Source organism: gamma proteobacterium symbiont of Scutellera amethystina (assembly GCF_059730845.1).
Genome location: NZ_AP035935.1, coordinates 3,209,557 through 3,221,377, shown reverse-complemented (window position 1 = coordinate 3,221,377; position 11,821 = coordinate 3,209,557). Strand labels below are relative to the sequence as shown.

At 57.0% G+C, this 11,821-nt stretch carries 13 protein-coding genes, 1 tRNA gene and 1 rRNA gene; 7 read left to right on the top strand and 8 right to left on the bottom strand.

Annotated elements, in window-relative coordinates:
• Positions 1–70: 70 nt before the first annotated feature.
• Genes AC6I79_RS15245 through AC6I79_RS15235 form a run of 3 tightly spaced genes read left to right on the top strand, consistent with a single transcriptional unit; the run spans position 71 to position 2,137 of the window.
• Complete coding sequence (locus AC6I79_RS15245) at positions 71–460, top strand: VOC family protein (protein ID WP_159377285.1); 390 nt, start codon at positions 71–73, stop codon at positions 458–460.
• Positions 461–514: 54 nt separating this feature from the next.
• Positions 515–1,813, top strand: coding sequence for a tRNA lysidine(34) synthetase TilS (tilS, locus tag AC6I79_RS15240; protein WP_498027362.1), 1,299 nt, complete (start codon positions 515–517; stop codon positions 1,811–1,813).
• A 15-nt stretch (positions 1,814–1,828) separates the two neighbouring features.
• The gene (locus tag AC6I79_RS15235; RefSeq protein ID WP_031279691.1) at positions 1,829–2,137 is read left to right on the top strand and encodes a c-type cytochrome; all 309 of its coding nucleotides are present in this window, start codon (positions 1,829–1,831) and stop codon (positions 2,135–2,137) included.
• 39 nt (positions 2,138–2,176) lie between these two features.
• On the opposite strand, the gene rof is transcribed toward AC6I79_RS15235, so the two are convergent.
• Positions 2,177–2,440, bottom strand: coding sequence for a Rho-binding antiterminator (gene rof / locus AC6I79_RS15230; RefSeq protein WP_021507471.1), 264 nt, complete (start codon positions 2,438–2,440; stop codon positions 2,177–2,179).
• Complete coding sequence (locus AC6I79_RS15225) at positions 2,427–2,627, bottom strand: YaeP family protein (protein WP_021507470.1); 201 nt, start codon at positions 2,625–2,627, stop codon at positions 2,427–2,429. Before AC6I79_RS15225 ends, rof begins: the two co-directional genes overlap by 14 nt.
• 216 nt (positions 2,628–2,843) lie before the next feature.
• Here AC6I79_RS15225 and arfB point away from each other — a divergent pair, with 216 nt between their 5' ends.
• Positions 2,844–3,254 carry an alternative ribosome rescue aminoacyl-tRNA hydrolase ArfB gene (arfB, locus tag AC6I79_RS15220; RefSeq protein WP_021507469.1) on the top strand — a complete coding sequence of 137 codons (411 nt, stop codon included), beginning with the start codon at positions 2,844–2,846 and terminating at the stop codon, positions 3,252–3,254.
• Positions 3,255–3,286: 32 nt separating this feature from the next.
• Here arfB and proS read toward each other — a convergent pair whose 3' ends face one another.
• The 6 genes from proS to metN all read right to left on the bottom strand — a co-directional run bounded on the left by proS (position 3,287) and on the right by metN (position 8,860).
• The gene (gene proS / locus AC6I79_RS15215; RefSeq protein ID WP_132466636.1) at positions 3,287–5,005 is read right to left on the bottom strand and encodes a proline--tRNA ligase; all 1,719 of its coding nucleotides are present in this window, start codon (positions 5,003–5,005) and stop codon (positions 3,287–3,289) included.
• 91 nt (positions 5,006–5,096) lie between these two features.
• Positions 5,097–5,804, bottom strand: a complete 708-nt coding sequence (gene tsaA / locus AC6I79_RS15210; RefSeq protein WP_282954705.1) for a tRNA (N6-threonylcarbamoyladenosine(37)-N6)-methyltransferase TrmO — start codon at positions 5,802–5,804, stop codon at positions 5,097–5,099.
• A complete protein-coding gene (gene rcsF / locus AC6I79_RS15205; RefSeq protein ID WP_021507466.1) occupies positions 5,801–6,202 on the bottom strand; it encodes an envelope stress sensor lipoprotein RcsF in 402 nt (133 codons plus the stop codon). The genes tsaA and rcsF overlap by 4 nt, the downstream gene beginning before the upstream one ends.
• A 127-nt stretch (positions 6,203–6,329) precedes the next feature.
• Positions 6,330–7,145 carry a MetQ/NlpA family lipoprotein gene (locus AC6I79_RS15200; protein WP_021507465.1) on the bottom strand — a complete coding sequence of 272 codons (816 nt, stop codon included), beginning with the start codon at positions 7,143–7,145 and terminating at the stop codon, positions 6,330–6,332.
• A gap of 37 nt (positions 7,146–7,182) precedes the next feature.
• On the bottom strand, positions 7,183–7,836 hold the full coding sequence (locus AC6I79_RS15195) for a methionine ABC transporter permease MetI (protein WP_021507464.1): 654 nt from the start codon (positions 7,834–7,836) through the stop codon (positions 7,183–7,185).
• Entirely contained in the window at positions 7,829–8,860 is a 1,032-nt protein-coding gene (gene metN / locus AC6I79_RS15190) for a methionine ABC transporter ATP-binding protein MetN (protein WP_159377282.1), read from the bottom strand. The genes AC6I79_RS15195 and metN overlap by 8 nt, the downstream gene beginning before the upstream one ends.
• Positions 8,861–9,048: 188 nt before the next feature.
• On the opposite strand from metN, the gene gmhB reads away from it, so the two are divergent.
• From gmhB to AC6I79_RS15175, 3 genes are all read left to right on the top strand, one after another.
• Positions 9,049–9,609: a D-glycero-beta-D-manno-heptose 1,7-bisphosphate 7-phosphatase gene (gene gmhB / locus AC6I79_RS15185; protein ID WP_238561161.1), complete on the top strand. Its 561-nt coding sequence runs from the start codon at positions 9,049–9,051 to the stop codon at positions 9,607–9,609.
• 408 nt (positions 9,610–10,017) lie between these two features.
• A 16S ribosomal RNA gene (locus AC6I79_RS15180) occupies positions 10,018–11,559 on the top strand.
• Between the two features lie 88 nt (positions 11,560–11,647).
• Positions 11,648–11,722, top strand: a tRNA-Glu gene (locus AC6I79_RS15175).
• Positions 11,723–11,821 lie beyond the last annotated feature (99 nt).

Genomic DNA, 11,821 nt, shown 5'->3' with positions numbered 1-11,821 from the left:
GATAATTGCCTCTTTTCAGCGCCGCGCCGGGCACGTAGGCTAAGCGGCTCAGAATACTTTCGGAGCCGCTATGCTGCAGATAAAACAGATCCACCACATCGCCATTATTGCCACCGATTATCAGCGCAGTAAGGCGTTTTACTGCGACGTGCTGGGCTTTGAGCTACTGGGTGAATACTATCGCGCTGAGCGCGACTCATGGAAAGGCGATCTTGGCCTTGATGGCGTCTATACCATTGAGCTGTTCTCGTTTCCTGCGCCGCCGCCGCGCGTCAGCGGGCCGGAAGCGTGCGGGCTGCGCCATCTGGCGTTTTGTGTGAATGATGTCGAACAGTCGGTTGCCGCGCTGGCAGACAAGGGCGTGGTGTGCGAGCCGATCCGCATCGATGCTCTCACCGGTAAAGCCTGTACTTTCTTCCCCGATCCGGACGGTTTGCCGCTGGAGCTGTATCAGGCGTAAAATAGCGCGCGCAGTGAGCCGCAATCCGGCGGTTCACCTCAACGGAATGCGTGCATGTCCTTTTCTCATCTTGCTGCGCTGCTGCCAGCCGATGCCCGCTGCGTGCTGGCATTCAGCGGCGGGCTCGATTCCAGCGTCCTGCTGCATCAGTTAGTGAGCTGGCAACGCCAGCAGCCGCAGCTGCGCGTGCGCGCATTACACGTGCATCATGGTTTAAGCCCCAACGCCGATCGCTGGGCGGCGCACTGCCAGCAGCAGTGTCAGCAGTGGCACATTCCCTGCGAGGTGCTGCGCGTGCAGGTGGACGCTCGCGCCGGCGGTATCGAAGCCGCAGCCCGCACGGCGCGCTATCAGGCGTTATTCACTCACTTGCAACCCGGTGAGTACTTACTTACTGCTCAGCACCTCGATGACCAGTCTGAAACGCTGCTGCTGGCGCTGAAACGCGGCAGCGGTCCGGCGGGTCTGGCGGCGATGCCGCAGCAGCGGCAGGTTAACGGCCACTGGCATCTGCGCCCGTTGCTCAACCTCAGCCGTCAGCAGCTGGAAGCTTACGCTGTCGGGCACCAGCTGGACTGGATTGACGATGAGAGCAACGCTGACCGTCGCTACGATCGCAATTTCCTGCGCCAGGACGTGCTGCCGCTGCTGCAGGCGCGCTGGCCGCACTTCAGCGCGGCCAGTGCCCGCAGCGCAGCGCTGTGCGGTGAGCAGGAGCAACTGCTGGATGAGCTGCTCAGCGAGCAGCTGGCGCAACTGACCGATGCTCAGGGCGCACTGCATTTTCCGCCGCTGCTGGCCTGTAGCGAGGCGCGGCGGCACGCGCTGCTGCGGCGCTGGATTGGCGAACGCGGTGGTGCAATGCCCGCGCGCGACGCGCTGCAGCGCATTACCGACGAGGTGATGCACAGCCGTGAAGATGCGCAGCCGTGTCTGCGCTTTGGCGCGCACGAACTGCGGCGCTACCGGGAACGGCTTTACTGGCTGCCGCGACAGCACTCACTGAGTCAGCACTCGCTAACCTGGCAGCCGCTGACGCAGCCATTAATTTTGCCTGATGGGCTGGGTGAACTGCGCGCCAGCCCGGCGCAGGCGGAACTGCGCCAGCCGGCGGCGGATGAGCAGGTTATTGTGCGCTTTCAGGCCCGCGGCTATCACCATGTTGTCGGCCGGGCTGGTGGTCGCGAAATGAAAAAACTGTGGCAGGAGCTGGGCGTCCCGCCGTGGCAGCGCGAACGCATTCCGTTGATTTACTACAACCAGACGCTGATTGCTGCGCCCGGGCTGTTTGTCACCCGCGCAGGCGCGGCGGGCGAGACGCAAGGCTGGCAGGCGATCTGGTCAACACCCTAAAAAGGAACAGCAATGATGAAACAGTGGATTGTCGCGGCGCTACTGGCTGCTGCGCTGCCGGCGTTTGCGCAGGGCGACGTCAAGGCTGGCGCGCAGAAAGCCGCCAGCTGTATGGCGTGCCATGGCGCAGAAGGTAAGAGCGCGGTGCCGCTTTACCCTAATCTGGCCGGGCAGCATGCGCCCTACCTGCTGCATTCGCTGCAGGCCTACAAAAAAGGCGAGCGCAGTGGCGGTCAGGCAGAGGTGATGAAAGCCTTTGTTGCCGGGTTGAGCGATCAGGATATGGATGATTTAGCGGCGTACTACGCTTCGCTGCAGCCTTAAGCGAGGTGGGCGGGAACAGCTTTCCCGCCCGGGGAGAGATTATTCGTCTTCGCTGACGATAACGGTGCCCAGCTCAGGATGGCTGAAGCTGGCGATGTGGTCGAGACGCAGCTCGCGCGTTTCACCGGAGAGGTCGACCGCAAGATACTCGACGTTTTTACGTGAGACCATGTCCACGGCTTTCGCTTTCAGCTGGTCGCCGTTTTTGAGCTCCAGCGACAGCGTCCAGTGTTTGGTACAGGCGAGCTCGAGGTTGTCGTAGTCATCACAGTTGATGGGTTTGTAGGCTTCATTCGTCAACATAGTCGCTCACCAATAAGTTTGCAGCGGCATACGCTGCCTGTTCCCTGACAGAAGAGTTTAGCGCAGAATTAGCGGCAATATCATTGAGTGCTTTCAGTGCGCATCCGATCGCGTCTGGCACATACCCCAGGTCGCCGCTGCCAATCCCGGCATACTTCTGGCGAACTAACTCACAATACTTTTGCACATACACCTCCTCAGCAGAGCATCAATACTCTGGTTGATATGCGACTATATCACAGGGGTTCGCTGGAAATCAGCCAGGGGGCGCAGGGAAGGTGGCAAAGAAAGGGCAAAAAGTGACAGCCAGCACTGGTCTCAGCCAGCCTGGCGGCGCACAAAAGGTTAAGTTGATGAACAGGTTATTTCCGGATACAACCGCGCTGATAACGGCAGGTGGCAGATGATTGTGCTGTCACGTAGTGTTTCAATTGCGGACAATGAAGTGGAGCTCAGTGCCATTCGCGCTCAGGGCGCGGGCGGCCAGCACGTCAATAAGACGTCGACCGCTATCCATCTGCGTTTCGATATTCACGCCTCGTCGCTACCGCCGTTTTATAAACAGCGGCTGCTGGAGGCGAACCACCATTTGATCAGCGCCGATGGCGTGGTGATTATCAAAGCGCAGGAGTATCGCAGCCAGGAGATGAACCGCGAAGCGGCGCTGCAGCGGCTGATCAACCTGATACGCGAGCTGACGACGGTGGAGAAAGTGCGCCGCGCGACGCGCCCGACGCGGGCGTCCCGAGAGCGGCGGCTGGAAGGTAAATCACGACGCAGCAATGTGAAGGCGCTGCGCGGCAAGCTACGCTAAAAAAAACGCCTCCGGCAGGAGGCGTCAGGGGATTACTTGTTGAGGGCGCGGCTGAGGAAGTCGACGATGTCGTGCTGCTTAATCATCTGCTTCTCGCTGGCGGCGCGGGCTTTGTACTCGATCTCCTGGTTATCCAGGTTGCGATCGCCAATCACGATAGTGTGCGGTACGCCAATCAGTTCCATATCGGCGAACATCACGCCCGGACGCTCTTTACGATCGTCAAGAATGACGTCGATGCCTTTGGCGCGCAGCTCGTTGTACAGCTGTTCCGCCAGCTCTTTCACGCGGAAGGATTTGTGCATGTTCATCGGCAGAATCGCCACTTCGAACGGTGCCAGCGCTGCAGGCCAGATAATCCCGCGCTCGTCGTGGTTCTGTTCGATAGCCGCCGCCACGACGCGGGTGATACCGATACCGTAGCAGCCCATGGTCATGATCTGATTGCGACCATCTTCACCCTGTACCGCTGCTTTCATCGCGTCCGAATATTTGGTGCCGAGCTGGAAGATGTGGCCGACTTCAATGCCGCGCTTAATCATCAGCACGCCTTTGCCATCCGGGCTCGGATCGCCTTCTACCACGTTACGAATATCTTCTACGCGTGCTTCTGGCAGATCGCGACCCCAGTTGATGCCGGCATAGTGCTGGCCATCAATGTTGGCGCCTGCCGCGAAGTCACTCATTTTTGCTACGGTGCGGTCAGCAATCACCGGGATGGTCAGACCGACCGGACCGAGAGAACCAAAACCGGCACCGATGGCGGCGCGAATCTCTTCCTCGCTGCCCATTTCCAGTGGCGCGGCCACGATGTCCAGATGCTCGGCTTTGATTTCGTTGAGCTCGTGGTCGCCGCGTAACAGCAGCGCAACCAGCGAATGGCCGCTCTCTTCGCTGGCTTTCACGATCAGCGTTTTCACCGTTTTTTCTACCGGGATCTGATGCTGTTCGACCAGCTCGGCGATGGTTTTCGCGTCTGGCGTAGCGAACTGCGTCAGCGCCTGCGTTGCCGCCGGGCGCTCACCGGCAGGTGCCAGCGCTTCGGCTTTCTCAATGTTGGCCGCGTAATCGGACTCGCTGGAGAAGATCACATCATCTTCACCACTCTGCGCCAGCACCTGGAACTCATGCGAGCCACTGCCGCCAATCGAACCGGTATCGGCCTGTACGGCGCGGAAATCCAGCCCCATGCGGCTGAAGCTCTGGCTGTAGGCGCGGTACATCGCATCGTAAGTTTCCTGCAGCGACTCCTGCGAGGTGTGGAATGAGTATGCATCCTTCATGATGAATTCGCGCGAACGCATCACGCCAAAACGCGGGCGTACTTCATCACGGAATTTGGTCTGGATCTGATAGACGTTGAGCGGCAGCTGCTTATAGGAGCTGAGCTCGTTGCGGATCAGGTCGGTGACCACTTCTTCATGGGTCGGACCCAGCACAAACGGACGTTCGTGGCGGTCTTTAATGCGCAGCAGCTCCGGGCCGTACTGCTCCCAGCGACCGCTCTCTTCCCACAGATCGGCTGGCTGAACCACCGGCATGGAGATCTCAATCGCACCGGCGTTGTTCATCTCTTCGCGCACGATGTTTTCAACTTTTCGCAGCACGCGAATACCGGTCGGCAGCCAGGTATAGAGACCGGAAGCCAGTTTGCGGATCATACCGGCGCGCAGCATCAGCTGGTGGCTGATCACTTCAGCATCGGAAGGCGTCTCCTTCAGGGTGGAGAGCAGATATTGAGTAGTACGCATTAATTTACGATTCCAGTTGTACGGAAGGATACGAACAAAAAATTTGCTGGCGGCTAGTGTACCAGCGAGATCCGTCACTCAAAAGCTTGTTTTAGCGCGGATCGAGCGCGATCACCTCGGTTCCCGCCGCGTCAATGCGCCAGCGCACATTAAAGTCGAGCAGCCACGCGGCATATTCACGGCCAGGGCTTTCGCCTTTGCGATAAGCCGGACGCGGATCCTGCGCCAGCACTTCAGTGATAAAGCGCGCCAGCTGCGGGTAATCGCGTTGCTGCTGTTGCAGCTGCTGCTGCGCCTGCGCGGAGAAACGCACCGGCATGCTGGCGTCGGGCGCGCTCTGGGCGAAACCCGCGCGCGCCTCAGGCAGCGCTTCGGCGAAGGGCAGGTAAGGCTTGATATCCACCACAGGGGTGCCGTCCACCAAATCGAGGCTGCCCAATTGCAGAATCACCTGTTGCTGCTCGCAGCGGATGCCTTTGAGCTCAACCAGCGACATGCCGATAGGATTGGGGCGAAAGGTCGAGCGGGTGGCAAATACGCCCATGCGGGCATTTCCGCCGAGGCGCGGCGGGCGTACAGTTGGGCGCCAGCCGCCGGCCATGGTCTGGTGAAAGACGAACAACACCCACAAATGACTGAATGCCTCCAGTCCACGCACCGCTTCAGGCTGATTGTACGGTGCCAGCAGATGCAGTTCGCCACCGCCGTCCTGCACCAGACCCGGCTGGCGCGGTACGGCAAATTTCTCTTTCCACGGCGAACGGATCACGCCGATTTGCGCAAAGGCAAATTCACTCATTGATTCGAGACTTTCAGCGCGGAGCCCTGGCATACGGCCTGGCGATAGCAGCCTGGCGTGCTGGAGACAATTTCACACTTGTGCAGCAGCACGGCGTTGGCTTTCATGCCGGCCGCTTTAATCTGCAGGCGTTTACGCGCGGTATTGAGGTTCGGCGGCGAGTCCTGGGTGCTGCTCTGGCAATCATCACCCGACACTTCGCCCAGATCGCGGAACGGATTGCTGACCAGATCGGTCGCATCGGTATAGATCTTCACCGGGGCCGGACGCGCAGCCGGTTTGCGCTGAGGTTCGCTGGTTGATTGCTGCGGGCGAGACGGAGCACTGCTTATTGGGTGATATTCACGCACGCACCCGGTCAGCATCAATGCCAACAAGCAGAGCGGTAAAAAACGCATGGCAACATCCTCATGTAATAAAAAGTGGCGTTATTGAAACAAGGACGACCAGAAATAACAAGTCAGCTGCCACATGCTGAAATAGAAAGGGCGGCCGAAGCCGCCCTGCACCGCATGAAAGGGATAATTACCAGCCTTTCACTGCGCCGCCGTTGAAGATTTTGTTGGCGGCTTCAGACACTTCGTCTGACTGATAAGCCTCAACAAACTTCTTCACGTTCTCCGCGTCTTTGTTGTCTTCGCGGCTAACGATCAGGTTCACGTACGGCGAGTCTTTATCTTCTACGAAGATGCCGTCCTTCGCCGGGGTCAGGCCAATCTGGCTGGCGTAAGTGGTGTTGATCACCGCCAGCGCAATCTGCTGATCGTCCAGTGAACGTGGCAGCTGTGGCGCTTCCAGCTCAACAATCTTCAGGTTCTTTGGATTCTCAGTAATATCCAGTGAGGTTGGCAGCAGGCCCACACCATCTTTCAGTTTGATCAGGCCCACTTTCTGCAGCAGCAGCAGAGAACGACCGAGGTTGGTTGGATCGTTCGGGATAGCGATCTGCGCACCGTTCTGCAGCTCATCCAGCGATTTGATTTTTTTCGAGTAGCCGGCAATCGGATAAACGAAGGTGTTGCCGACCGGCACCAGTTTGTAACCGCGGTCTTTGATCTGCTGATCGAGGTACGGCTTGTGCTGGAAGGCGTTAACGTCAATATCGCCTTTGCTCAGCGCTTCGTTAGGCAGCACGTAATCGTTAAAGGTAACCAGTTCAACATCGAGACCGTATTTCTCTTTCGCGACTTTCACGGCAGTTTCCGCAACCTGCTGCTCAGCCCCGACAATCACACCCACTTTAATGTGGTTGGGATCTTTCTCTTTCTGATCGCATCCTGCCAGCGCAATCGCGCCAATCAGAGCACCCACAGCGGCAATCTTTTTAAATGTGAAAGACATATCCTTTCCTTAATAGAGGACTATTGATGTTGTTTGCTTATTTATGTGACACCGCACGCACGATGCGGTCACCACAGAACTGAATTAAATACACCAGCACCACCAGCAAAATCAGCACAGTATTCATCACGGTGGCGTTATAGCCGATGTAACCATACTGATAGCCAATCTGGCCCAGACCGCCTGCGCCCACAGCACCGCCCATGGCGGAGTAGCCCACCAGCGTAATCAGGGTAATTGTAGCGGCATTCACCAGCCCTGGCAGCGCTTCCGGCAGCAGCACCTTACGCACGATCTGCAGCGGTGTGGCACCCATGGCGCGCGAGGCTTCAATTAGTCCGGTCGGCAACTCAAGCAGCGCGTTCTCCACCATACGGGCGATAAACGGCGCCGCGCCCACGGTCAGCGGAACGATAGCCGCCTGCAGACCAATGGAAGTGCCGACGATGGCGCGGGTAAACGGAATCATCCACACCAGCAGGATAATGAAAGGAATAGAACGGAAAATATTGACGATGGCTGACAGCACGCGATACAGCGCAGTGTTGGCCAGAATCTGTCCCGGACGGGTGACGTACAGCAGTACGCCAACCGGCAGGCCAAGCACAAAGCCAAAGAAACCAGAAACGAAGGTCATCATCAGCGTTTCCCAGACGCCACGCGTCAGTAACCACAGCATCGCTTCAGACATAACCCAGCACCTCTACTTTCACATGATTTTCTTTCAGCCAGGCAATAGCGGCTTGTGTATCTGTTTCACTGCCGTCCATTTCGGCCAGCATGATGCCGAACTTCACGCCACCGGCGTAATCCATCTGGGCACTGATAATGTTGTTATTGACGTTGAAACGGCGCGCGGCTTCTGACAGCAGCGGCGCATCCACCGATTTACCGGTGAACTCCAGCCGCAGCAGCGGCACGCTGTCGATGCCCACGCTCTCCTGCATGCGCTGCTGGTAATCATCCGGAATATCCAGATGCAGCGTTGACTGAATAAACTGCTGGGCCAGGGGCGTTTTCGGATGCGAGAACACTTCGCTGACGCTGTCTTTTTCAATCAGTTCGCCGTTGCTGATCACCGCTACCTGATCGCAGATGCGTTTCACCACATCCATCTCGTGGGTGATCAGCAGAATGGTGATACCGAGACGACGGTTGATGTCTTTCAGCAGCTCCAGAATCGAACGGGTGGTGGCCGGGTCCAGTGCGCTGGTGGCTTCATCACACAGCAGGACCTTCGGATTGCTGGCCAGCGCACGGGCAATCGCGACGCGCTGTTTCTGACCGCCGGACAGATTCGCCGGCCAGCTGTCGTGTTTGTCCGCCAGACCGACCAGCTCCAGAAGCTCGCTGACGCGCTTTTTGATCGCTTCGCGTGACAGGTTACCCAGCTCAAGCGGCAGCGCAACGTTGCCCGACACGGTGCGGGAGTTCATCAGGTTGAAGTGCTGGAAGATCATGCCAATCTGGCGGCGCGCCAGCGTCAACTGCCCGGAAGAGAGCGCGGTGAGCTCCTGACCGTCAACCAGCACGCGACCGGATGTCGGGCGCTCCAGCAGATTGACGCAGCGGATGAGCGTACTTTTACCGGCACCGGATGAACCGATGACGCCATAAATTTGTCCGGCAGGCACGTGCAGGCTAACGTTTGACAACGCCTGAATAGTGCGTGAACCCTGCTGGAACACTTTGGTGATATTTTCGAGTTTAATCATTAGTTTAATTGTTATCGTGTTGCGTTGTCCGTGGTGTATCGGTCTTCGCGCCGCCGGGGCAGGCGAAATCTGGATGGATGGTAAGGCATCCAGACGGCTAAATCAATCAAAGTCATTCAATCTGCCATTCTCACGGTATGCGCAATCATGCGATACTGCGCGGCACTATTTGCAGCAGGAGTTTCTACGTGGCGAACCCAGTCCCGGCTATTTTTCTCGATCGTGATGGCACCCTGAATGTCGATCACGGCTATGTTCATGAGATCGATAATTTTCAGTTTATTGATGGCACCATTGAAGCGCTGCAGGCGTTAAAGAAGATGGGCTACGCGCTGGTGCTGGTGACCAACCAGTCTGGCATCGCGCGCGGCATGTTTACCGAAGATCAGTTTATGCAACTCACCGAGTGGATGGACTGGTCGCTGGCCGATCGCGATGTCGATCTCGACAGCATCTATTTCTGTCCGCATCTGCCAGATGCAACGGTCGTGGAGTACCGCCAGACTTGCGATTGCCGCAAGCCGCAACCGGGCATGCTGCTTTCGGCACAGAAACACCTGAACATCGATATGGCGGCTTCTTATATGGTGGGCGATAAGCTGGAAGATATGCTGGCAGCGCAGGCGGCAGGTGTGGGAACCAAAGTGCTGGTGCGCAGTGGTAAGCCGGTCACCGCCGAAGGCGAAGCGGCTGCGGATTGGGTGATTGATAGTCTCGCAGAGCTGCCGGCGCGCATGAAAAAGGCCTGAAATCAGGCCTTCTGCACAAATCTTAAGCGAACAGTAAAAAAGTTGAAATTTGCACTTGCGCTTCCATAAGTTCGCCCTATAATGCGCCACCACTGAGACGGCAAAGCGGCAACGCAGGCGGCTCAGCAGGGCGTGAAGCGATTCACCCCGCCGGAGAAAAACGCTAAAAAAAGTGTTTGACTCTGAAGGAGGAAAGCGTAATATACGCCACCTCGCGACAGCAGGCCGAACGCCGCGTCGCACCGCTCTTTAACAATTTATCAGACAATCTGTGTGGGCACTCGCAGGATTGATATCACAAGCCTACGGGCTTTAAAAAATATCAAGTCTTTGCTGAGTGAACACGTAATTCATTACGAAGTTTAATTCACAGAGCATCGCTGCACTCGTTGCAGCAAATCAAACTTTAAATTGAAGAGTTTGATCATGGCTCAGATTGAACGCTGGCGGCAGGCCTAACACATGCAAGTCGAACGGCAGCACAGAAGAGCTTGCTCTTTGGGTGGCGAGTGGCGGACGGGTGAGTAATGTCTGGGAAACTGCCCGATGGAGGGGGATAACTACTGGAAACGGTAGCTAATACCGCATAACGTCGCAAGACCAAAGTGGGGGACCTTCGGGCCTCACACCATCGGATGTGCCCAGATGGGATTAGCTAGTAGGTGGGGTAATGGCTCACCTAGGCGACGATCCCTAGCTGGTCTGAGAGGATGACCAGCCACACTGGAACTGAGACACGGTCCAGACTCCTACGGGAGGCAGCAGTGGGGAATATTGCACAATGGGCGCAAGCCTGATGCAGCCATGCCGCGTGTATGAAGAAGGCCTTCGGGTTGTAAAGTACTTTCAGCGGGGAGGAAGGCGGTGAGGTTAATAACCTTGCCGATTGACGTTACCCGCAGAAGAAGCACCGGCTAACTCCGTGCCAGCAGCCGCGGTAATACGGAGGGTGCAAGCGTTAATCGGAATTACTGGGCGTAAAGCGCACGCAGGCGGTCTGTTAAGTCAGATGTGAAATCCCCGGGCTTAACCTGGGAACTGCATTTGAAACTGGCAGGCTTGAGTCTCGTAGAGGGGGGTAGAATTCCAGGTGTAGCGGTGAAATGCGTAGAGATCTGGAGGAATACCGGTGGCGAAGGCGGCCCCCTGGACGAAGACTGACGCTCAGGTGCGAAAGCGTGGGGAGCAAACAGGATTAGATACCCTGGTAGTCCACGCCGTAAACGATGTCGACTTGGAGGTTGTGCCCTTGAGGCGTGGCTTCCGGAGCTAACGCGTTAAGTCGACCGCCTGGGGAGTACGGCCGCAAGGTTAAAACTCAAATGAATTGACGGGGGCCCGCACAAGCGGTGGAGCATGTGGTTTAATTCGATGCAACGCGAAGAACCTTACCTGGCCTTGACATCCAGAGAACTTAGCAGAGATGCTTTGGTGCCTTCGGGAACTCTGAGACAGGTGCTGCATGGCTGTCGTCAGCTCGTGTTGTGAAATGTTGGGTTAAGTCCCGCAACGAGCGCAACCCTTATCCTTTGTTGCCAGCGGCTCGGCCGGGAACTCAAAGGAGACTGCCGGTGATAAACCGGAGGAAGGTGGGGATGACGTCAAGTCATCATGGCCCTTACGGCCAGGGCTACACACGTGCTACAATGGCGCATACAAAGAGAAGCGACCTCGCGAGAGCAAGCGGACCTCATAAAGTGCGTCGTAGTCCGGATTGGAGTCTGCAACTCGACTCCATGAAGTCGGAATCGCTAGTAATCGTAGATCAGAATGCTACGGTGAATACGTTCCCGGGCCTTGTACACACCGCCCGTCACACCATGGGAGTGGGTTGCAAAAGAAGTAGGTAGCTTAACCTTCGGGAGGGCGCTTACCACTTTGTGATTCATGACTGGGGTGAAGTCGTAACAAGGTAACCGTAGGGGAACCTGCGGTTGGATCACCTCCTTACCTGAAGATACCTTCCCGCGAAGTGCTCACACAGATTGTCTGATAGAAAAGTAACGAGCAGGACGGCTGCGAAGTCGTGACACTTTGTGTCCCCTTCGTCTAGCGGTTAGGACTCCGCCCTTTCACGGCGGCAACAGGGGTTCGAATCCCCTAGGGGACGCCACTGCTTGGTGACAGGTGAAAGGTGTCTCAACAGAATATCTCAAAACTGACGGTAACGTCGTGTTTGAGATATTGCTCTTTAACAATCCGGAACAAGCTG

What these genes read in the sequence shown, in the direction of transcription:
- AC6I79_RS15245 (WP_159377285.1), top strand. Translation starts at nt 71, where the DNA reads ATGCTGCAGATAAAACAGATCCACCACATCGCCATTATTGCCACCGAT.
- tilS (WP_498027362.1), top strand. Translation starts at nt 515, where the DNA reads ATGTCCTTTTCTCATCTTGCTGCGCTGCTGCCAGCCGATGCCCGCTGC.
- AC6I79_RS15235 (WP_031279691.1), top strand. Translation starts at nt 1,829, where the DNA reads ATGAAACAGTGGATTGTCGCGGCGCTACTGGCTGCTGCGCTGCCGGCG.
- rof (WP_021507471.1), bottom strand. Translation starts at nt 2,440, where the DNA reads ATGTTGACGAATGAAGCCTACAAACCCATCAACTGTGATGACTACGAC.
- arfB (WP_021507469.1), top strand. Translation starts at nt 2,844, where the DNA reads ATGATTGTGCTGTCACGTAGTGTTTCAATTGCGGACAATGAAGTGGAG.
- proS (WP_132466636.1), bottom strand. Translation starts at nt 5,005, where the DNA reads ATGCGTACTACTCAATATCTGCTCTCCACCCTGAAGGAGACGCCTTCC.
- tsaA (WP_282954705.1), bottom strand. Translation starts at nt 5,804, where the DNA reads ATGAGTGAATTTGCCTTTGCGCAAATCGGCGTGATCCGTTCGCCGTGG.
- rcsF (WP_021507466.1), bottom strand. Translation starts at nt 6,202, where the DNA reads ATGCGTTTTTTACCGCTCTGCTTGTTGGCATTGATGCTGACCGGGTGC.
- AC6I79_RS15200 (WP_021507465.1), bottom strand. Translation starts at nt 7,145, where the DNA reads ATGTCTTTCACATTTAAAAAGATTGCCGCTGTGGGTGCTCTGATTGGC.
- AC6I79_RS15195 (WP_021507464.1), bottom strand. Translation starts at nt 7,836, where the DNA reads ATGTCTGAAGCGATGCTGTGGTTACTGACGCGTGGCGTCTGGGAAACG.
- metN (WP_159377282.1), bottom strand. Translation starts at nt 8,860, where the DNA reads ATGATTAAACTCGAAAATATCACCAAAGTGTTCCAGCAGGGTTCACGC.